This is a genomic window from Nisaea nitritireducens (assembly GCF_014904795.1).
GTDB classification, from domain to species: Bacteria; Pseudomonadota; Alphaproteobacteria; order Thalassobaculales; family Thalassobaculaceae; genus Nisaea; species Nisaea nitritireducens.
Genome location: NZ_JACZFS010000010.1, coordinates 213,554 through 233,919, shown reverse-complemented (window position 1 = coordinate 233,919; position 20,366 = coordinate 213,554). Strand labels below are relative to the sequence as shown.

Genomic DNA, 20,366 nt, shown 5'->3' with positions numbered 1-20,366 from the left:
GCCGACCGCGCCGCTTCCAAGCGGCGCGTTTTGTTTCTGGTGCAGGCTGATATCAGCTGGCCGCCGCCCGAAGAGCCGCGCGGGCGAGTATCCGCGTCGAGTCCAATGTCGGTAGAGCACTGTTTTCGTCGCTGATAATGAGCGGAATCTCGGTGCAGCCGAGAAGAACCGAATCCGCGCCGCGCTCTTTCATGCGTTCGATCAGCGCCTGAAAATACGATGTCGAGTCAGTGCGGAACCGGCCTGGAACGAGTTCTTCCATGATGATCCGTGAAATTTCGGCAATTTCTTCCGGCTCAGGCCGGGCCCAGCCGATGCCAAGCGCGTCGAATTTGTCCGGATAGACATCACTCTCGACCAACCATCTGGTACCAAGCAAACCGACTTTTTGGAATCCATGCTCCCGGGCGAGAGCCGCGGATTCTTCTGCAATATGCAGCCATGGAAGCGGGGATCGCTCCGCCACATAGTCGAATGCCTGGTGAATGGTATTATCCGGGCAAATCAAGAAATCCGCCCCGGCTCGTTCCAGTCTTCGCGCGGAATCAAGCATCAACTCTCCGACGCCGCTTAAATCTCCCGCTTCGAGGCAGCTGACATATTTCGAGAGTGGTGGCGTGTGCATCGTAATGTCGGGATGCTCGTGCGCGCCGAGCAGTGCCGCTCCTTCAGAACAGATTGTCCGGTAGCAGAGCGCCGCGCCTTCGGCCGAGCAGCCAACAATTCCTATATGCTTCATCGGTTTATGCGCTCGACCTTAAAGTTCTCCGGTCACCACATAACGCAATACTGCAGCCACCTGTGCCGGTGTTTCCGCAACGGCCAGCGCGGCGCCATCGACTTCTTTCAGCGGGTGCGTCAATGCTGGGTCGTGTTGGATGATGAGCGGCTTTCCGAGAGCGGAAGCGTATCCCGCATCGAAGGCAGCATTCCACTGCTTGTATTTGTCGCCGAACCGGACAACGACGATATCGGCACGCTCAATCAGGGTGCGGGTGCGGATGGCATTGACCTTGGCGCCTTTGTGATCGGCCCAGAACGGCTTCTCTTCGGCACCGAGGATGGAAACACCGCAATCGTCGCTGTTTTCGTGAACGGTCACTGGCGCCGTGAAAACAATCGGCAATCCAGCAGCATTTACGGCCTCTTCGATTTCCGCGCGCCAGTCCGTGTGAATCTCGCCGGACAAATAGACTTCAAGATCGGTCATGGAACCCTCCTACAGAACAGACCGCATTTGATATCCTAGTTTGCCGGTTTTTCAGAGTCCGTAGCTCCACCAAATGCCAGAGCGCGACATCGGTCTGCCGCCGTGTCGAAACATTTACTAAATTTTATTCTAACTATGAAAACGTCCAGTGTATCGATCACTGGAGAGACAGCTCATGCGCCAATTTGCAACGCTTTCTGCGGTAATGATGCTCTTGCTGCAACTCGCAGCCTGTGGCGAGCCCGAAGTCATTCGTCTTGGATTTATCGGTGGCCTGGAAGGAAGGGCATCCGATATCGGCATCGCGTCACGAAATGCCGTCCAGATGGCCGTCGACGAGAAAAACGAAGCCGGTGGGATTAACGGGCGTCAGATCCAGCTTCTCGTTCGCGACGATCATGGTACGTCGGAAGGTGGTGCGGAAGCTGCGCGCTCCTTGGTTGCTGAGGGTGTAGACGCGATTATCGGCCCCAATCTCAGCGTTGTCGCCGGCGGCATGGTTCCAGTGATCAACGAGGCTCAGACAGTCTCGATTACACCGACGGTTTCTTCCCTGTCTTTCGTCGGCAATGACGATCATTTCTACCGTATTGGCTCATCAACCCGCCAGTATGCCGAAGCTTACGCGCGATACAGCATCGATGTAGGACACCGGAAAATCGCTGCGGCGCTTGACGGAAGAAATGCGCTGTTTTCCCAAAGCTGGGCAGATGAGTTCGAAAGAGCATTTACCGAGCTAGGAGGCACACTCGTTGCCTCGTTCCAGTTCGACAGCACGATCGGAGGAGAGTTTTCGCGCGCGGCGACGACCCTGTTGGATTCGAATCCCGACGCAATAATCTTTATCGCCAATGGTGTAGATGCTGCGCAACTCACCCAGCAGGTACGAAAGCAGAATAGCGAAATAGAGCTCATGGCCGCGGAATGGGCTGCTTCGGAAAGCCTTCTCACTCTTGGCGGTGCCGCAATTGAAGGGCTGCTCCTGCTTCAGACCTATGACCGGTACGATGAGACGGCACATTACGTTGCATTCCGGGATGCTTACAAAGCGCGATTCCGTTCCGACCCGGGTTTTTCAAGCATCGCGGCTTATGATGGTGCGACAGTCCTGTTTTCCGCTCTCCAGGACATGGAGGACGGTCAGACCATCAAATCGGCAATGGATGCGCTCGGCACAATCCAGGGACTGCAGCAGAAAGTGACGTTCGACGATTATGGCGACAGCGCCAGACAGCTTGTTTTCGTTACCGTGCAAAAAGGGAAATTCATCCGGAAATGAAGGCCCCAAGGGTTCTCTCCCTGCGTGTTGCGCTCTCTCTGCTATTCGTCTTCACGCCTTTGGTTGCTCTCGTTATCGTCGGATCGATCACGCTTGCCATACGCTTGCCGCAGATCGCCGATGAAAACAGGCTGATAGCCAAAGAGTCGGCGGCGGAGATGGCTGCGCGTGTAGAGGAGTACCTCCGTTCCCTTGAACACCGCCTCAAGGTTCTGGCCGCCGCCGTCGATAATGTTCCCGAACAGGAAATCTACTTTCTGCTGCAAACGGCCCGAGGCGATGGCTTCGACGCCATCTATCTGGTCGACAATCAAGGTCTGTTGGTCGATGCCAGCGTCAAGAATTACAGCACTGAATATATTGAAGAAATTGTCGGAATAGATATGTCCGGCAATCGGCTTTTTCAAACGGTTACCGATACGAAGAAGCAGGCCTGGAGTGACACGCAGCTATCCTCCATATCGGGAATAGTGACCGTCGGCGTAGCTGTCCCTCTGGAAGGAAGCAATAAAACGATCATTGGGGAAGTTCCTCTCGCTCAGATTGTCTCCATAAGTCAGTTTTCGCGTAGCGACCGGCAACTTGATCTCTGGATCGTCGACCGGCTGGGAGAGGTTGTTGCAGATACCCGAATTGCACGTTCGGGACGCCACAACCTTCTGCACCTGCCTGTTGTTCAGGCTGGTTTGAACGGGACGCCCATGCCGGAGACGCTCTCCTACGATGGGCGGAGTTATTATACGTGGGCTGATTTTTCCAACTCGCTTGGATGGTTGTTCGTTAGCCGAATTCCACGTGGCATGGATAATTCCGCGACCCGGGAACTCGTTGCCATCATCGTCACGGGCTTTATCTCAACATCGCTCATCGGCGCACTTCTGGCTCCGCTTTGGGCGCAAACGATGTCACGCACCGTGAAGTCCGTTATCGAGCGTGCCCGTTTGGTCGCATCGGGGCGCCGGCCAAAGACCTGGCCGACTGGAACAATCAAGGAATTCAATCAGCTCTCCGGAGATCTTGAAGCCATGGCCGACGCGCTCGTCAGCCGGGAGCAGGCTCTCAAGGAAATGAATGAGGAGCTTGAGGAAAGGGTTCAAAGGCGCACGCAGGATCTGGCCTCGACTAACGCGGACCTTTCCGAAGCACTGAACAATTTGCAGAAGACACAGAACGAACTGGTAGAGGTTGAGAAACTGGCTGCTCTCGGGCGTCTGGTCGCGGGCATAGCACATGAATTGAACACGCCTCTGGGAAACAGCAAACTGAGCTTGTCCGCCCAGAGTCACGAGATCGAGAGTTTCAATGCCTTGCTGCAAAAGGGGCTGCGCAAGTCAGACCTTATGGCGTTCCTGGACCGTGTTAGGAAAACAACCTCGATGGCATCCCTGAATGTCGAGCGCGCCTGTGACCTGGTCACAAACTTCAAGCAGGTAGCTGTCGACAGAACGACATCATACCGGCGGAAATTCCGCCTGCATGAGCTGGTGTCAGCTACGGTTCTGACATTGCAGCCGTCCATTGGAAAAGATATTCGGGTCACGATTGAGGATATTTCCGATGAGCTCGAGATCGATAGCTACCCGGGCGAACTTGGGCAAATCCTCACCAACCTCGTCGACAATGCCGCAAAACATGCTTTCCCGGACAAACCCGGCAACATCTATATTTCCGTTGCAGAGGCTGACGGTGGAATGCTTGGAATCTCCGTTCGGGATGACGGGATCGGTATGGAGCAGGACGTCTCGGAAAAAATCTTTAACCCATTTTACACAACCAAGTTCGGTCAGGGCGGGACGGGGCTTGGGCTCCACATATCCTACAACGCTGCCGCCAACGTGCTCGGCGGCAGCCTGACTGTCGAGAGCACACCGGGTGAGGGTACCACTTTCAGCCTGCTGATCCCTGTGGTCGCTCCGGAGCAGGAAAATGATGCACCCGGTAACGAAAATGCCCCTCCGGTTTCATCCTGAGGCCGGATAACGGTAATCTGGTGTTTGCCTGTCTCCTTCCGGGTTCGATTGACATTCCGAAACCAAATGCTGAAATTGAACCGTCACATACGATGGCATCGCAGCCCGAGGGTGGGCGGCCTCCTGAAACAGGGGGCAGAAGAATGCCACGGATGAGACGGGAGGATTTGGCAAAACAGAAAATGATCGAATGTATCCGGAGAGAGTCCGGAACATTAGACGTTTCGATTCTCGGGGGACTGATATGACAATTCTTTCGCGCCGCCAGGTTCTGGCAACGCTAGCCGCTCTCAGCGCCGTATCCATGCTGCCGGCGGGGCTCGCCAACGCGGCCGGCAAGATCAAGGTCGCGGGCATCTATACCCAGCCGATCCAGCAGAAATGGGATGCGCGCCTGCATCAGGCCCTTGAGGTCGCAAAAACTGCGGGCAAGATCGAGTATTCCTTTTCGGAGAAAGTCTCCAACACCGATTATATCCGCGTGCTGCGCGAATATGCCGAGAGTGGCGTCCAGCTAATCGTCGGCGAGGCCTTCGGCATCAGCCGCGAGGCTCGCAAGGTGGCAGACGAATATCCGAACGTCGCCTTCGTTATGGGCGACCCCTTCAAGCCGCACGGCAGCAATTTTTCCGTTTTCGACAACTACATCCACGAGCCGTGCTACCTGATGGGCATCATCGCCGGCAGCATGACCAAGTCGAAAAAGATCGGCATGGTCGGCGGTTATCCGATCGGCGAGGTGAACCGGTTGTTCCATGCCTTCATGGCTGGCGCCAAGTCCGTCGATCCTTCGATCGAGTTCAAGGTGACCTTCATCGGTTCCTGGTACGATCCGCCGAAAGCCAAGGAAGCCGCCTTCGCTCAGATCGAATCCGGGGTCGACATCCTCTATGCCGAGCGTGCCGGCGTGGTCGACGCGGCCCGCGAGAAAGGCATCCTCGCCTTCGGCAATGTCAACGACATGAACAAGGAAGAAAACGGCAAGGACGTAGTTGTGACTTCCGCCCTTTGGCATATGGAAAGTGCGATCGACTACGCCATCGAGCAGGTCAAGGCCGGCAGCTTCAAGGCTGAGGACTACAAGGAATGGACCATGATGCAGAAGGGCGGCGCCAGCCTTGCCCCGTATTATGAGTTCGAGGACAAGATCCCGGCGGACGCGAAAGCCAAGGTGGCCGAGCTTTCCAAGAAGATCATGTCCGGCGATTTCGTGGTCGAGATCAACGACAACGAGCCTAAATCCACGTTCTGATCAGTCCGGATGTCACGCACGTGACCGAAAAATCTGTCTCCGTGATGCCCCTGTTATCTTTCAGGGGCATCACCAAACGTTTCGGACCGCTGGTCGCGAACGATGCGATCTCGCTCGACCTCAATCAGGGTGAGGTCCTTGCTCTGCTAGGCGAGAACGGCGCTGGGAAAACCACATTGATGAATATTCTGTTCGGCCATTACGTGGCTGAGGAGGGTGAGATCCTCGTGGATGGCGCACCGTTGCCGCCCGGCTCGACGGACGCCGCTATCCAGGCGGGTATCGGTATGGTGCATCAGCATTTTACCCTCGCTGAGAACCTGACGGTGCTGGAGAACATTACCCTCGGCACCGAGCCGCTCTTTGCCTGGCGCCGGGATATCAAGGCTGCCCGGACGAAGATAGCGGACATGGCGGCCGAGTACGGCCTCCATGCCGATCCGGACAAACTGGTCGGTGCTCTCTCCGTCGGAGAAAGACAGCGGGTGGAGATTCTGAAGGCTCTCTACCGCGACGCCCGCATTCTTATTCTGGACGAGCCGACAGCGGTTTTGACGCCACAGGAATCTGACAGCTTGTTCGAGACCCTGAAGAAGCTGACGGCCAAGGGGCTGGCGGTCATTTTCATTTCTCACAAGCTGAACGAGATACTGAACCATACGAACCGGGTGGTCGTGCTGCGCCGGGGAGCTGTTGCCGGAACGGTGACGACATCCGAGGCGGACCGGGCAGGTCTGGCGCGGATGATGGTGGGCGAAGAGGTGAACCGGCCGAAAGTTACCTCGATGATGCCTGGCAACGCGGTTCTCCGTTTGACCCATGTCGATTGTCAGTCGGACAGCGAGGCGCAGAGTCTGAAAGATGTCAGCCTGGAGATCCGGGCACACGAGATCATCGGGCTTGCCGGTGTGGCAGGAAATGGCCAGCGCACCCTGGCGAACCTGTTGTCCGGTCTTACGACTGCCGATGCGGGTGATGTCGAGATCCTCGGCGCGCCGGGCGTTGCCGATCCGACGGAGCTTGTCCGGCGCGGTGTCGGCCGGATTCCCGAGGACCGGCACGCAACAGGCGTGGTTGGAGAGATGCCGCTCTGGGAGAACCTGATCAGCGAAGACCGGCGCGGCGCTGAAATTGCGCGTGCCGGCTTCGTCATCGACAAGCGTAGAGCGCTTGAACGGAGCAAGCGCCTGATCGAGGAATTCGATATTCGCTGCGAAGGTCCGGAGGCGGAAACCCGCTTGTTATCAGGCGGTAACATGCAAAAGCTCATCCTTGCGCGGGTCTTGTCGCGAGGACCTGAATTCATCCTCGCGAACCAGCCGGTACGCGGTCTGGACGAGGGGGCCATAGCCTATGTCCAGAGCCGTCTGCTGCAGGCCCGTGCCGATGGCGCCGGCGTGCTGCTGATCTCAGAGGACTTGGACGAACTCTTCGCACTCAGCGACCGTATAGCCGTGATGTATCACGGCAGGATGACGCCGCCTCAGGATACGGCCGGCCTTACGGTCGGCGATGTAGGTCTGCTGATGTCCGGACACGAAGCGGAGTCCGCTCATGCGCATTGAGACGAGACAGGAAGTGGCGCTCTGGCGCGTGTTGCTGGCCCCACCCCTTGCCGTGCTGGCCGCACTCGTGCTTGGCGCCGGGCTGATCATCTGGGCGGGAGAGCCTGTTCTCGCCTCTTACTTCGCCCTGCTGAAAGGATCTCTCGGCTCCAGCTTCGCCTTGAACGAGACGCTGACGCGCAGTACGCCGTTGATCTTCACGGGTCTGGCTGCCGCTGTCGCCTTTCGGGCCAAGTTCTACAATATCGGTGCCGAAGGGCAGCTCTATTGCGGGGCGCTGGCCGCGACCTTCTTTGGCACCGGCCTCATTTCCCTGCCGCCCGTCCTGATGGTCCCGTTCCTGATGCTTGTCGGTGCCATGTCTGGCGGCGCCATCCTGATCGTGCCTGTGTTGCTGAAGACCCATATGAAGGTCGACGAGGTGGTGACGACGCTGTTGCTGAACTTTGTCATCCTGCTGCTGGCCGGGTATTTGCTCGAGGGGCCGTGGAAAGACCCGATGTCACTCGGCTGGCCACAGGCCGCGCCCATTATTGACGAAGGCATTTGGCCGCCATTGCTGGCCAAGGGGCGCCTGCATCTTGGCTTCATCTTCGCACTCGTGGCCGCCTTGCTTGCCTGGGCGCTGATGCGTTTCACCGTCTGGGGATACGAGATCCGCGCCGTTGGCTTGAATGCCTCCGCCGCCGGTTTCGCCGGTATCGGCGTCAATGCAACAGTGATCCGTACTGCATTGATATCTGGCGGTCTCGCCGGTCTCGCCGGGGTCAGTGAAGTCGCCGGTCTCAAAGGTTATCTCACGCTAGATCTCTCGCCGGGCTTCGGGTATGCGGGGATTGCCGTCGCCATGCTGGCGCAATTGCATCCGCTCGGTGTCATCCTGTCCGCTTTCTTCATTTCCGCCGTCTATGTCGGTGCCGACGCGATGAGCCGGTCGACCGATATTCCGACCTACATCGCTGACGTGCTGGTTGGCCTCTCGGTCCTGACCATCCTGGTCAGCGTGATGCTCACCCGCTACCGCATCCGCTGGAGTTGACGCGATGATCGGCGACATTTTCGAAATCCTCCTTACCGCCGGGTTCTGGGCCGCCACCATCCGGATCGTCAGCCCTCTCATTCTCGGCACCCTCGGCGAGCTGATCTGCGAGCGTGCGGGAGTACTCAATCTCGGCATCGAAGGCATCATGACAATGGGTGCCATGGCCGGGTGGATGTGGGTCTTCCAGGGCGGGGACCTCTGGGGAGGTATTGTCTTCGCGGCCTTTATCGGCGCGCTGTTTGGCCTGTTTCACGCCAGTTTCACGGTTTATCTCGGGCTCTCACAACACGTGACCGGCATCGGCATCACCCTGTTTGCCTCTTCGCTCAGTTACTATGTCTTCCGCATGCTGCTGCCGGACGCGACCACGCCGCCGAAGATCGTTCCGTTCCAGCCCTATGCCATTCCGGGTCTGTCGGATATCCCGGTGATCGGCGAGGCGCTGTTCAGCCAGACGCCGCTCACCTATCTCGCGCTGCTCTCCGTTCCCGCCGTCTGGTATGTGCTGGAGCGCACCCCGCTCGGCCTCGCGGTCCGTATGGCTGGGGAGAACCCGGTTGCGGTCGAATCCCAGGGTATCGACGTGCTGGCGGTGCGGACCGGCGCTGTCATGGTCGGCAGCGCCTTCATGGCAATCGGCGGCGCCTTCATCACCATGAGCGCGTTCGACGCCTTCTATTTCGGCATGATCAACGGCCGGGGCTGGATCTGCGTTGCGCTGGTGATCTTCGCCTCTTGGCGCCCCGGCAAGGCGCTGCTCGGCGCATTGCTGTTTGCCGGGCTCGACGCTCTGCAAGTCCGCGCGCAGCAGCTTGCCGGCGCGCAGATCCCTTACCAGTTCTTCCTCATGGCGCCCTACGTGCTCTCCATCGCCGCCATGGTGGTGATGGCGCGGCGGGCCAGTTACCCCAAAGCACTGCTGGTGCCGTTCCGGCGCGGTGACCGCGTTTAACGAAAGCCTGATCCAATGCTCGATATCCTGATCAAGAATGCCACGCTGCCCGATGGGCGTGCCGGCCAATCCATCGCCATTCAAGGAGACCGCATTGTCGACGTGGGGCCGGCGGTCACAGGTGACGCGGGCAGGGTGATCGATACGAGCGGCTGTCTTGTGACGCCGCCTTTCATCGACCCACACTTCCATCTGGATTCAACCCTTAGCCTCGGCGAGCCGCGTCTGAACCAATCCGGCACATTGCTCGAAGGCATCCAGCTTTGGGGGGAGCTGAAACCGCACCTGACTGGTGACGCAATCAAACAGCGTGTGCGGGAGCTTGCCCGCTGGTCCATCGCCAAGGGCACGCTCGCCATCCGCAGCCATGTCGACACGTCCGATCCGCGACTGCTTAACGTCGATGCGCTGATCGAAGTTCGGGAGGAGTTAAAGCCCTATATCGATATCCAGCTCGTCGCCTTCCCGCAGGACGGCTATTTCCGCTCCCCAGGTGCTGCTGAAAACCTCAGGCGTGCGCTGGACAAGGGTGTCGATGTCGTCGGTGGCATCCCGCATTTCGAGCGCACAATGGAAGATGGCGCCCGCTCGGTTCGCGCCCTGTGCGAGATCGCGGCGGAGCGTGGGCTGCGCGTCGATATGCATTGCGATGAGACGGATGACCCAATGTCGCGTCATATCGAAACGCTGACAGCGGAGACCAAGCGGCTCGGGCTGGAGGGCAGGGTGGCTGGCTCGCACCTGACATCCATGCATTCGATGGACAATTACTATGTCTCCAAGCTGCTGCCGTTGATGTTGGAAAGCCAGATGCATGCGATCCCGAACCCATTGATCAACATCACCTTGCAAGGGCGGCACGACAGCTATCCGAAGCGCCGGGGTATGACGCGGGTGAAGGAAATGACGGCGGCCGGAATCAACGTTGCGCTCGGCCATGATTGTGTGATGGACCCTTGGTACAGCCTTGGCAGCCACGACATGCTGGAAGTCGCGCATATGGCGGTGCATGTCGGCCAGATGACCGGCGTTGACGAGATGAAGGCGATGTTCGCCGCCGTTACGGAGAACTCGGCGAAGGCAATGGGGCTGGAAGGCTACGGTATCGCGAAAGGGGCGAATGCGGATCTGGTGATCCTGCAGGCGGGCGACGCGATGGAAGCCATCCGTCTTAAGCCGAACCGGTTGTTCGTCATCCGTCGGGGCCGTGTGATCGCCGAAGCGCCTCCGCAGGTCAGTACTGTACTTCTGGGCTCGAAAACCTACGATGTTGATTTTCGGCGGAATTGAGCCGACTGCGATCTCTGAAAAGCCCCAGATGTAGTTCAATTGTGCGGTTAGAAGACGTTGGAGAATTATGGGAAAATAAAGAAGCAGTTTTTACCGAAAGTTATTATTTTCAACACAATCTGATTTTCTTTGAGCATGGCGACGAGACTCGATCATGATTCGCAGAAAAATTTGGATTTTGTTTATTTGCTTGGCAGTGCCTCTATATGGCTGCGGTGAAGAAGCTCCCATCAGGATCGGTTTTATAGGCGACCTCGAGGGACGCGCGTCAGACGTCGGAATTGCATCAAGAAATGCCGTCCAGATGGCGATCGAGGAAGTAAACACGGCCGGCGGCATCAACGGTCGTCAAATTCAAATGCTGATCCGTGACGACGGCGCCAATGCGGCCGGCGGAGCTGCCGCTGCGAAAGACCTTGTTGAACAGGGCGTGGAAGCTATAATCGGACCTAATCTCAGCAGCGTCGCAGCCGGGATTGTGCCTGTGATCAACGATGCGAAAGTCGTCACTATCTCTCCCACAGTTTCGTCATTCAGATTTGCCGACAATGACGATTATTTTTTCAGGATAAACTCAACGACCCGCCAGGTTACCGCTGTTTATGCCAAGTATTACTACCAAAATGGCTATAGGCGGATGGCTGCGGCGACGGACGCTAACAATGCCGCGTTTTCCGAGAGTTGGCTGAAGGAGTTTAGGACGCATTTTGTAAAATTAGGAGGAGAGATCTCAGCGAAGGCTGCGTTCGATGCCAAGGATAGCGGAAATTATTCCGAAATTGTCACGTCGCTGCTGGCGACGAGTCCCGATGGCATCCTGCTGGTTGGAAACGGTGTAAACGTTGCACAGCTTTCACAGCAGATCCGCCGAAAGAACAAAGATGTCAAACTTATCGCTGCCGGAGGGGCCGCCTCGGAGAGCTTGACCAGACTTGGCGGCAATGCTGTCGAGGGGCTCGAACTCGTACAAACCTATGACCGCGATGGAACAAGTGAACGTTTTGTCCGATTCAAGAATGCTTATAGCGACCGCTTCAAGGCTGCCCCCGGATATTCAAGTGTGACGGCTCATGACGCTGCGACCATGCTGATTGCCGCGATAAAGATCAGGACAGAAGGGCAGAATTTAAAAGAAGCAATGACCGCGCTCCCACCCTTGCCTGGGCTGCAGCAGGAATTGACCTTCGATGAATTCGGAGACAGCAGCCGACATGCGTTCATCGTCATCATCAAGGACGGAGCCTACGTTCGTAAGTAAATCCGGCTGAACTCATCGCAGTTCTGCATCAAGTGCCTCGAACAACCTGTCAACATCCGCCATATCGTTGAAGAGATAGGGACTGATCCGCATTGCGTTGTTCCGCAGCGCGATATGGATACCTTGTGCGGCAAGTCGGCTGCAGATGTCGTCCGGCCACGCCTCTTCCTGGTAGAGCCCAATGAAATGCCCTATTCGGCGGGTCTTTGGCGGGACGCTAAACCCACGGTCCTCCGCCCGTTCGGCAATACTATCCACGAGCCCGGTCAGATATGTGTGGATCGCGTCTGGCGTCCATTCCTTGATCTTTTCCAGCGCCGTCACGCACATCGGCATGTGGATCATGCTGTCCGCCGCCCCCATATCGAAGCGCCGCGCATTCGGCTTCAGGTGGCCGCCAAGGCCGCTCCCGGTCTCCATCGACGGCGCGTCGGTCCGCGAGGCGTGGTTCAGCTCCAGCGGCATACCCGTCTGGTGCTTCGGCGCCACATACATGAAGCCCATCATGTCCGGGCAAAGCAGCCACTTGTAGGCGGATGCGACGATAAAATCTGCCGGGACCGTTTCAAGGTTCAGCGGTTTCACGCCGAGAGACTGGGTCGCGTCCACGACCAGCGGTATCCCGCGCCGCACGCATTCCACCGCGATCGGCTCCAGATCAACAAGAGCGCCGTCGCACCAATGACAGTTCGGCAGCGCCACGATACCCACACCGTCATCCAGCGCGTCCAGGACAGGTCCAGTCCAATCAAAGTCGGCACCGCGCGGGACGGACCGGACCCCGCCACCCGACCGCTCCGCCAGCCTCTGCCAGGCATAGACGTTCGACGGGAACTGAGCCTCAAGCACGAGCACATCCTGTCCCGGTGCCAAAGTCAGATTTGCCGCGGCTGCGGCTATTCCGTAACTGGTCGAAAAAACAATTGCGACATCGTCCGCAGTTGCTCCGAGCAAGCCGCCGAATAGATCCCGACAGCGCTCCATCTCGCCCGGCAGGGCCGCACGCTCAGCAATCCATGGCTGCAGCTTGCGCTTGAGCCCGCGTTCACCGGCCGAAAAACTGGCAGTGAGGCAAGGGGACTGGCTGGCCGTATTGAAATAGGTCAGCCCGGTCGGCAGATCGAACAGGTCCCGTTGGCAGGTGAGGGGCATCGGACGGTCTCCAAAGGAACGATTGCGCAAGCCCGCAACAAGCCTCGCGTCGGAAACCACACTGCACAGATTGAACTGTCAGCTCAAGCACAGCCACGCTTGGGAGCAGCGTGGTTATTCATCTGAATTGAAAGGAGTGCTGTTAATCACGCGGTATGGCGGATGGGGTGGGATTCGAACCCACGAGACGGTCTCCCGCCTGCCGGTTTTCAAGACCGGTGCCTTCAACCACTCGGCCACCCATCCGCAATTGGCACTCGAATTTGCCGCAGAGCATTACTGCAACAAGCAAACTAAGTTCAAATGCCGCCCCGCCGAAACGGGCGAGGAGCAGTGTCTATACGCAACCCTGTCGCGCCCTGCAACAGGGAACAGATGATCGATAGATCTTCCGGGCTGAGGCTTTCTGATTCAGGCTCAAATATCTCCGACTGGAGCGTTTTGGGAACGCGCCTGCATACAGAATCGAATTGATCAATCATTTGAATTAATACTACATATACAGGCGACTAATCATACTTAGAAGACGTGACGGGAATCGAATTCAATGCCTCAGAAGGTTCATGGCGGGCGGAATCTCACTCAGGAAACGACGGCGGCACTGCGCGCTAAAATCGCCGCCGGGCCCATGAAGACAGGCGACCGGCTGCCGACGGAAAAAGAGTTGGAAGCCGAGTTCGGCGTCAGCCGCACTGTTATTCGAGAGGCCGTTGCTGTTCTGAAGGCAGACGGTTTGGTCGAACCGAGACGCGGCGCCGGTATTTTTGTCCGCGATCCGAACGGCACCCGGAACAAAGGCATCGCGTCGTTCCTGTCGGGAGATGTCCATAGCACACTCGACCTTCTGGAGTTGCGCATGGCTGTCGAGGTAGAGGCTGCCGGACTCGCGGCCACGCGCCGCAGTCTGTCCCAGGATGCCAGAATTAGAGAGAACCTCCAGCAGTTCGAACGCGCCGTAGAGAATGGTGAACCCTCTGTTGCACTGGACGCGGCCTTTCATCTCGCCATCGCACAGGGAACCAACAACGAGCTATTCGCCAGTTTTCTGAATTCACTCGGAAACGCTGCAATTCCACGCAGCACGCTGACGGAACAGGATCGCGAACGTCTAATAGACAAGAACTATCTCGAACGGGTGAAGGTGGAGCATCGGGCGATCGCGGACGCAATCTCTGCAGGTGATCCGGACGCAGCCCGGCTTGCCATGCGGGATCATCTGAGTGGCAGCATCACGCGGTACAGGAAGTCCCTTTCCTCATAACCAAAGAACCTTCCAGACGGATCAGGAATGCAGGAGGCGGAGTTGAATATCGCGGTTGAATGCGTTCTGGATGTGAGGGCGACTCTCGGTGAGGGCGCAGTCTGGGATGCTGAAAAGGGCGTGCTCTGGTGGGTCGACATTGCCGCTCCGTCCCTGAACAGATTTCATCCCGAGACAGACAAACACGAAACCTGGCTCATGCCGTCGGCCATCGGTTGCGTGGCGCCTCGTCGGTCGGGCGGTGCTATTGTTGGCCTCGAAGAGGGCTGGTGCGCATTTGATCCGGTTAATGGTTCTATCAGCGTAATCAATGACATGGCGCCAGGTCTTGCGACACACCGGTTCAATGACGGGGCCGTCGATCCGTCAGGCCGGTTCTGGGCGGGCACCATGCCGAAAAGCGGGCCGCGTGATGCCGCAGCGGGTGAGACGGGGGATGGCGCGCTGTTCTGCCTGGATACGGACGGGAGCTGCCGGCAGGTCCTCGACGGACTCTATATCCAGAACGGGCTCGCCTTCTCGCCGGATGGGAAGCGCATGTATCTCTCCGACAGCTACAAGCCGATCCGGACGATCTGGGTATTCGATTATGATCTCGAAACCGGCACCCCATCGAACCGGCGCATATTCTTCGACACGCATGCCGTGGCGGGAAGACCGGACGGTGCGGCCATGGATGTGGAAGGCTGTTACTGGATGGCCGGTGTCGATGGCTGGCACATTCTCCGTCTGACACCCGAGGGAACAATTGACCGGGTCATTCCGGTTCCGGTCGAGAAGCCAACCTGCCTGGCCTTCGGCGGCTCTCATCTGGAACAGCTTTATATCACCAGCATGGGGGACGGCCTGATTACGCCCGGCACCGAAGACCGCCAGCCTCAGGCCGGCGGTGTTTTCGTTTGCGAGCCCGGAGTTAAGGGCTACGCGCCGCCACCCTGCGAGGCTTGATCTAAAACCATCATCCAGCGACAAGGCGCGGCAATGTGAGTGAAATCGCCGGGATGAAAGTCGTCAGCATAAGCGCGACGAATATGGCCGCATAGAAAGGCCAGATCGTCCGCACCGCACGTTCGATCGGAACCTTGCCGACGGCACATCCGAGGAACAGACAGGCGCCGACAGGCGGTGTGCAGAGCCCCAAGCCCAGATTCATCATCAGAATCATGCCGAACTGCACCGGGTCCATGCCGAGCGATATAACAACGGGCAAGAAGATCGGGGTGCAGATCAGGATCAGCGCCGCCATGTCCATAATCATGCCGAGTACAAGCAGCATGAGATTGATCATCAGCAGGATGGCAATCGGGTTTTCCGTCACGCCGGTCATAAACTCGATCATCCGGGTTGGCACCTGATAGAAGGTCAGCATGTAGGCAAACGCCGTTGCCGAGGCGACCAGGATCAGCACCATCGATGTGGTCCGGACCGAATTCAGCACAGCGGTCTTGAAAGCTGTCCAACTCAGCGATCTGTAGACGATCAGCGTCACGGCGAAAGCGTAGAGCGTTCCGAATGCTCCCGACTCTGTCACTGTGAAAATGCCGGAGAGCACACCTCCCACGATGATCACAGCGGTGAAAAGACCGGGCAGGGCCGCGATGAAACTGAGGAACAAGGAGTACAGTCCCGGGAACGGTTCAACTCCGTACCCTCTACGGACCGCTATAATGTAGGCCGCTGCCGCGAGGCACACACACATCAGGACGCCGGGCAGAACACCAGCCAGGAAAAGCTGGGAAATCGAAATGCCACCGCCAGCAGCGATGGCGAACAGGATCATGTTGTGGGATGGCGGAACCAGAATGCCCGCGATCGACGACGTCACGGTGACATTCACAGCATAATCATCGTCGTAGCCTTTTTCCTTCATCACCGGGATCAGGATCGAGCCAAGCGCGGAGATATCCGCTACAGCCGATCCGGAGATACCGCCGAACAGCATGGAGGACAGAACATTCACCACACCAAGGCCGCCGCGCACCCAACCAACGGCCGCAGATGCGAGCCGGACGAGCCTGATGGCGATGCCGCCGTGAAACATCAGCTCCCCGGCAAAAATGAAGAAGGGGATCGCCATAAGGGAGAAAACATTGATGCCCGAGATGATGCGCTGAAAGGCGACGACGAGCGGTAGCCCCTCGATGAAGAATGCAGTCACCGCGGCAACAGCCAGGGCGAAAGCAACCGGCACACCGATGACAACGCATACGGCGAACACGCCGAGCAGAATAAGAAGTCCCATTTGAATATCCCGATCAGCGCGGAGAAGAAGAGGGTGGCTCGCGGTTCAGGAAGAACCGGATCAGATGACCTGTCGAATAGATCAGACACGCCGCCCCGCAGAAGGTCAGCGGTATAGCGCGGAGCCCTTCGGGAACATGGATGAGCGGGATCTGCGTGCTCCACTTGAACAGGACCAGTTTATAGGTCTGCACCATCATGACTGCTCCGAAGGCGGCCATAATCATGTGGACGAGGAAATCCATCGCGCGCTGCAGTGGGCGAGGCGCTATATCCCGAAAAAACGAGACTCCGAGGTGGGATCTTTCATGGATGCCTGTCGAGGCTCCGACAAAACCGATCAAGGCGACCAGAAGCAGGGCGACCTGCTCGACCCAGGTCGGCGTTGCGTTTAGCACGTAGCGACCGAACACAAGCCAGCCGAACATCACGGTCAAAACGACCATGGCTATCCCGGAAGCCCAAAGACTCACGCGGCAAAGTGTATCCAGCCCCAGGAAGAACAGCCGCACCATGGGGGAGGCATTAAGTGTTGTCGTGCGGGCGTCGGCCTCTGGGCCATTCTGATGTATGGAGCTCATCTGGAATCCCGGCTCGAAAAGTGCCGCATGCGGCACGCAGTTTGACGGACGTCAAAAAGAGCCGCCGGAAAGACCTGCTTCTGTGAGTCATTCCGGCGGCCACGGGACAGGAGTTCTTACTGCGTTGCCTGGATAGCCGCGACGAGCGGCTTCAGTTCCTGATTGGTTTCCAGGAACTTCTCAAAAACGGGCTTCATGGCATCCTGGAATGCCGCCTTGTCAGCCACGTCGTTGAACTTCACGCCGGACTTCATCACCATTTGCCGGCTGGCCTCGGCCCGCTCCGCCCACAGTTTCCGCTGCAGGTCTGCAGACTCCCGGGCGGCTGCCTTTACGGCAGTTTTGTCCGCATCGGAAAGACCGTTATAGACGTCCGCATTGATGCAGACGCATTCCGGAATGATCAGGTGCTGGGACAGGGAATAATATCCCGCGACCTCGAAGTGGCCGGTCGACTCATAAGAGGGCCAGTTGTTTTCGGCACCGTCGACAACACCTGTCTTCAGTGACTGATAAACCTCAGAAAACGCCATGGGAGACGGATTGCCGCCAAGCGCGGCGATCATCCCGGAGTAAAGGTCGTTATTCATCACACGAACCTTCATGCCCTTGACGTCGTCGGGCTTATTGATCGGGTGTTTCGAATTGTAGAAAGAGCGCGCACCGGAATCGTACCAGGCAAGGGCGATCATGCCTTTCTTCGCCATGCCGGCACTGATCTGATCGCCGGGTGCACCGTCCATGGCCCGATGCATATGGTCCATGTCCTTGAAAATGAAGGGCAGGGAGACGACGTTGGCTTCCGGCGCGACGGGCCCGATCGGCCCGAGGTTGAAGTTGCCAATCTCAACGCCGCCGATGCGCAACTGCTCGATCGCATCCGGCTGGTTTCCGAGAACACCGGAATGGAACATTTTAAGCGTATGACGCCCGTCCGTCTTCTGAGCCAGAAGCTCGGCGAACTTGTCCATTGCGACCGTGTTTGGATATCCGGGCTTGTGAATGTTCCAGCCCTTCCATTCGGCTGCTTCGACACTGCCGGAAACTCCCGCCAGCAAAGCAACTGCAAGCGCGGTTGATCCGATTTTGTGAATAATCGACATTTTGTATTTCCTCCCTTTTTGGCCCGGCTGTGTGCCCGGGACCAATGCACCGCTGGTCTGCTTTTTTCTTATGCGGCGCGCGTTGCGGAATGCGGCGCTTGATGCGCCGTCTATATTCCTCGGATAAGTATGCCTCCTTTTTACAATTGGTCAATCTATCGAAAAATGAATCTTACTTCTAAGCGGCAACGGCCAACGCGGAAGCTTCGATAACTGCTGCAAGGTCTTCGACATCATTATCGGTCGCCGCGGAAAGAGGAGGGCGCACCGATCCAGGGTCTCTGCCAACGGCACGTAACCCTCCTTTGATCAGACTGACCGGATATCCAGGAACACGATCCCTGATGTTCGCGAAAGGGTAGAAGAAGGATTTCAGGATATCGTCCATCATCGCCCGATCTCCGGACCGCATGGCTGCGTAGAATTTCAGCGCCAGTTCCGGCACGAAATTGAATACGGCCGAGGAATAGGTACTGAACCCGGCGGCATCGTATGCTGCGGCGAACAACTCGTGGGTCGGCATCCCGCCGACATAGACAAGGCGGTCTCCGAGCATGGTGCGGATCCGGGTCACGAGGTCGATTTCACCGACGCCGTCCTTGAAGCCGATCAGGTTGGGACACTCCTCTGCCAAACGGGCGACGCTGTCGGCGGTGAGCACGGAGGTCGCGCGGTTGTAAACCACCACACCGATGGAAACCGATTGGCAGACGGCTTTCACATGCGCCATTTGTCCAGCCTGGGTTCCAGCCATCAGATATGTCGGCAGTAGCAGCAAACCATCCGCTCCTGCCGCTTCGGCAGCGCGCGCATCGGCAATGGCCCGGGCTGTATTGACGCCGCATCCGGCAACAACCGGACAACGCCCGTCTGCAGCCTCGACAGCGGCGCGGATGATGGCAGGGAACTCGTCCTGACCGATGGAGAAATATTCACCGGTCCCGCCTGCTGCGAACAATGTCGCGGCATCGTATGAGGCCAGCCAGGAGACGTGATCCTGATAGGGCTTCGGCGCGAATTTCAGTTCCTGATCAAAATGCGTAACCGGAAAAGACAGAAGGCCTGTGGCCATGCGGGCCTTGAGCTCCTGAGGCGATAAAGACACGTCGTTTCTCCCGAAATGGATTGAGTAAAGAGCCTGAAGTTCTGTCAGGAAATCGGTTTGGCACTGTCTGCACCAACGCGGCGCGGATCGCCCTGATATCCCTCGCTTGCGAAAGGCCCGCCCTGGACCGCCAGGCCAACCGCGTCCCCCGGCTCCGGAATACCGGAGGCATCCACTTCTGCGGCCCAGATATCCGACGAGTCTTTCGGCTGGTATCCGAGACGCCGTGCCGTCTTGTTGTCCCACCAAGTGCGTGAATTGTCGGACATGCCGAAGACGATCTCGTGATGAAGTTCCGGCGTATCGAGGCCGATCCGGCAGAGCTGAGTCAGATCCCCGATGCTGACCCATGACCCGAGCGTCCGCTGGGTTTCAGCCTTTTCGAAGCAAAACCCGATCCGGATGGAGAGGATGCCAAGGCCGTAATTGTCTGCAAAATACTGGGACAGTGCTTCGCCGAAGACTTTGCTGAGCCCGTATCGGCAATCGGGGCGAGGGCGCTCCGATCCGTCCAGTATCTGGCCGCGCGGGTAAAACCCGATTGCATGGTTGGAACTGGCGAAGACAATTCGCTTCACGCCAGCCTTGTACGCCGCTTCGAAGAGCCGGTAAGCGCCGTCGATATTGGTGCGAAGAATATCATCCCACTCATTCTCGACGGACAACCCGCCGAGATGGATGATCCCGTCGACGCCATCGACAATCCGCGCCAGATCCTCCGGGTTCGTGAGGTCGGCAATCGCAACCTCCTCACCGTCACCTGGCGGTCCCAGATCAACCATGTCGGATACACGCAATATCGGGTAACACCCGACAAGAGTCTGTCGCATGCGACGGCCAATGCCTCCGCCGGCACCAGTCAACAATACTCGCTTCATTTGTGTTCTCATAAATATGATTAATTTTGTTATTTAGGATATCTAACGCGATCAATCTGTCTAGGGAGAATTTTCAGCGGGCCCGACTTAACAGGTCCTTGCGCTGACGCTCTGGTCAGATTCGCGAGCGTGTTGATCGGAGCATTCTGGATGCCGCTAAAACTGTTCACTTGGATCAAGGGGTTGTGAACCAATAGCGCACTTTCTTGCGAGCGCCTGCCCCCTAT

18 protein-coding genes and 1 tRNA gene are annotated in these 20,366 nt (G+C 57.7%); 10 read left to right on the top strand and 9 right to left on the bottom strand.

The genetic code is table 11. The annotated features are described in order from the left end of the window. Positions 1 to 52: 52 nt before the first annotated feature. The gene (locus tag IG629_RS04470) at positions 53 to 739 is read right to left on the bottom strand and encodes an aspartate/glutamate racemase family protein (RefSeq protein WP_193170766.1); all 687 of its coding nucleotides are present in this window, start codon (positions 737 to 739) and stop codon (positions 53 to 55) included. A gap of 18 nt (positions 740 to 757) precedes the next feature. Further along, entirely contained in the window at positions 758 to 1,210 is a 453-nt protein-coding gene (locus IG629_RS04465) for a YtoQ family protein (RefSeq protein ID WP_193170765.1), read from the bottom strand. Positions 1,211 to 1,385: 175 nt separating this feature from the next. Between IG629_RS04465 and IG629_RS04460 the strand changes: the two genes are divergently transcribed. From IG629_RS04460 to IG629_RS04425, 8 genes are all read left to right on the top strand, one after another. Beyond that, a complete protein-coding gene (locus IG629_RS04460; RefSeq protein ID WP_193170764.1) occupies positions 1,386 to 2,489 on the top strand; it encodes an ABC transporter substrate-binding protein in 1,104 nt (367 codons plus the stop codon). Between the two features lie 104 nt (positions 2,490 to 2,593). Beyond that, positions 2,594 to 4,459, top strand: a complete 1,866-nt coding sequence (locus IG629_RS04455) for a sensor histidine kinase (protein WP_193170763.1) — start codon at positions 2,594 to 2,596, stop codon at positions 4,457 to 4,459. A gap of 244 nt (positions 4,460 to 4,703) precedes the next feature. Continuing rightward, on the top strand, positions 4,704 to 5,711 hold the full coding sequence (locus IG629_RS04450) for a BMP family protein (RefSeq protein WP_193170762.1): 1,008 nt from the start codon (positions 4,704 to 4,706) through the stop codon (positions 5,709 to 5,711). Between the two features lie 20 nt (positions 5,712 to 5,731). Continuing rightward, positions 5,732 to 7,276, top strand: coding sequence for an ABC transporter ATP-binding protein (locus IG629_RS04445; protein WP_319025010.1), 1,545 nt, complete (start codon positions 5,732 to 5,734; stop codon positions 7,274 to 7,276). Then, positions 7,266 to 8,315: an ABC transporter permease gene (locus tag IG629_RS04440; RefSeq protein WP_193170761.1), complete on the top strand. Its 1,050-nt coding sequence runs from the start codon at positions 7,266 to 7,268 to the stop codon at positions 8,313 to 8,315. Before IG629_RS04445 ends, IG629_RS04440 begins: the two co-directional genes overlap by 11 nt. Before the next feature lie 4 nt (positions 8,316 to 8,319). After that, the gene (locus tag IG629_RS04435) at positions 8,320 to 9,270 is read left to right on the top strand and encodes an ABC transporter permease (protein ID WP_193170760.1); all 951 of its coding nucleotides are present in this window, start codon (positions 8,320 to 8,322) and stop codon (positions 9,268 to 9,270) included. 15 nt (positions 9,271 to 9,285) lie between these two features. Next, on the top strand, positions 9,286 to 10,560 hold the full coding sequence (locus tag IG629_RS04430; protein WP_193170759.1) for an amidohydrolase family protein: 1,275 nt from the start codon (positions 9,286 to 9,288) through the stop codon (positions 10,558 to 10,560). Between the two features lie 154 nt (positions 10,561 to 10,714). Further along, positions 10,715 to 11,818: an ABC transporter substrate-binding protein gene (locus IG629_RS04425; RefSeq protein ID WP_193170758.1), complete on the top strand. Its 1,104-nt coding sequence runs from the start codon at positions 10,715 to 10,717 to the stop codon at positions 11,816 to 11,818. A gap of 12 nt (positions 11,819 to 11,830) precedes the next feature. Here IG629_RS04425 and IG629_RS04420 read toward each other — a convergent pair whose 3' ends face one another. Both IG629_RS04420 and IG629_RS04415 read right to left on the bottom strand, forming a co-directional pair. Next, positions 11,831 to 12,970, bottom strand: a complete 1,140-nt coding sequence (locus IG629_RS04420) for an aminotransferase class V-fold PLP-dependent enzyme (RefSeq protein WP_193170757.1) — start codon at positions 12,968 to 12,970, stop codon at positions 11,831 to 11,833. 156 nt (positions 12,971 to 13,126) lie between these two features. Next, positions 13,127 to 13,216: transfer RNA gene (locus IG629_RS04415), tRNA-Ser, on the bottom strand. Between the two features lie 301 nt (positions 13,217 to 13,517). On the opposite strand from IG629_RS04415, the gene IG629_RS04410 reads away from it, so the two are divergent. Then, positions 13,518 to 14,231 (top strand): FadR/GntR family transcriptional regulator, encoded by a 714-nt coding sequence (locus tag IG629_RS04410; protein ID WP_193170756.1) that lies wholly within the window; start codon positions 13,518 to 13,520, stop codon positions 14,229 to 14,231. Between the two features lie 42 nt (positions 14,232 to 14,273). Beyond that, positions 14,274 to 15,179, top strand: coding sequence for an SMP-30/gluconolactonase/LRE family protein (locus tag IG629_RS04405; protein WP_226886436.1), 906 nt, complete (start codon positions 14,274 to 14,276; stop codon positions 15,177 to 15,179). A 10-nt stretch (positions 15,180 to 15,189) separates the two neighbouring features. Here the strand turns inward: IG629_RS04405 and IG629_RS04400 are convergent, their stop codons facing one another. The 5 genes from IG629_RS04400 to IG629_RS22570 all read right to left on the bottom strand — a co-directional run bounded on the left by IG629_RS04400 (position 15,190) and on the right by IG629_RS22570 (position 20,139). Beyond that, the gene (locus IG629_RS04400) at positions 15,190 to 16,473 is read right to left on the bottom strand and encodes a TRAP transporter large permease (RefSeq protein ID WP_193170755.1); all 1,284 of its coding nucleotides are present in this window, start codon (positions 16,471 to 16,473) and stop codon (positions 15,190 to 15,192) included. 13 nt (positions 16,474 to 16,486) lie between these two features. Then, the gene (locus IG629_RS04395; protein WP_226886435.1) at positions 16,487 to 17,053 is read right to left on the bottom strand and encodes a TRAP transporter small permease; all 567 of its coding nucleotides are present in this window, start codon (positions 17,051 to 17,053) and stop codon (positions 16,487 to 16,489) included. A gap of 116 nt (positions 17,054 to 17,169) precedes the next feature. Continuing rightward, positions 17,170 to 18,156, bottom strand: coding sequence for a TRAP transporter substrate-binding protein (locus IG629_RS04390; RefSeq protein WP_193170754.1), 987 nt, complete (start codon positions 18,154 to 18,156; stop codon positions 17,170 to 17,172). Between the two features lie 178 nt (positions 18,157 to 18,334). Beyond that, positions 18,335 to 19,261: a 5-dehydro-4-deoxyglucarate dehydratase gene (gene kdgD / locus IG629_RS04385; protein WP_319025009.1), complete on the bottom strand. Its 927-nt coding sequence runs from the start codon at positions 19,259 to 19,261 to the stop codon at positions 18,335 to 18,337. A 44-nt stretch (positions 19,262 to 19,305) separates the two neighbouring features. Next, positions 19,306 to 20,139 carry an NAD-dependent epimerase/dehydratase family protein gene (locus tag IG629_RS22570; RefSeq protein ID WP_226886434.1) on the bottom strand — a complete coding sequence of 278 codons (834 nt, stop codon included), beginning with the start codon at positions 20,137 to 20,139 and terminating at the stop codon, positions 19,306 to 19,308. Positions 20,140 to 20,366: the final 227 nt, after the last annotated feature.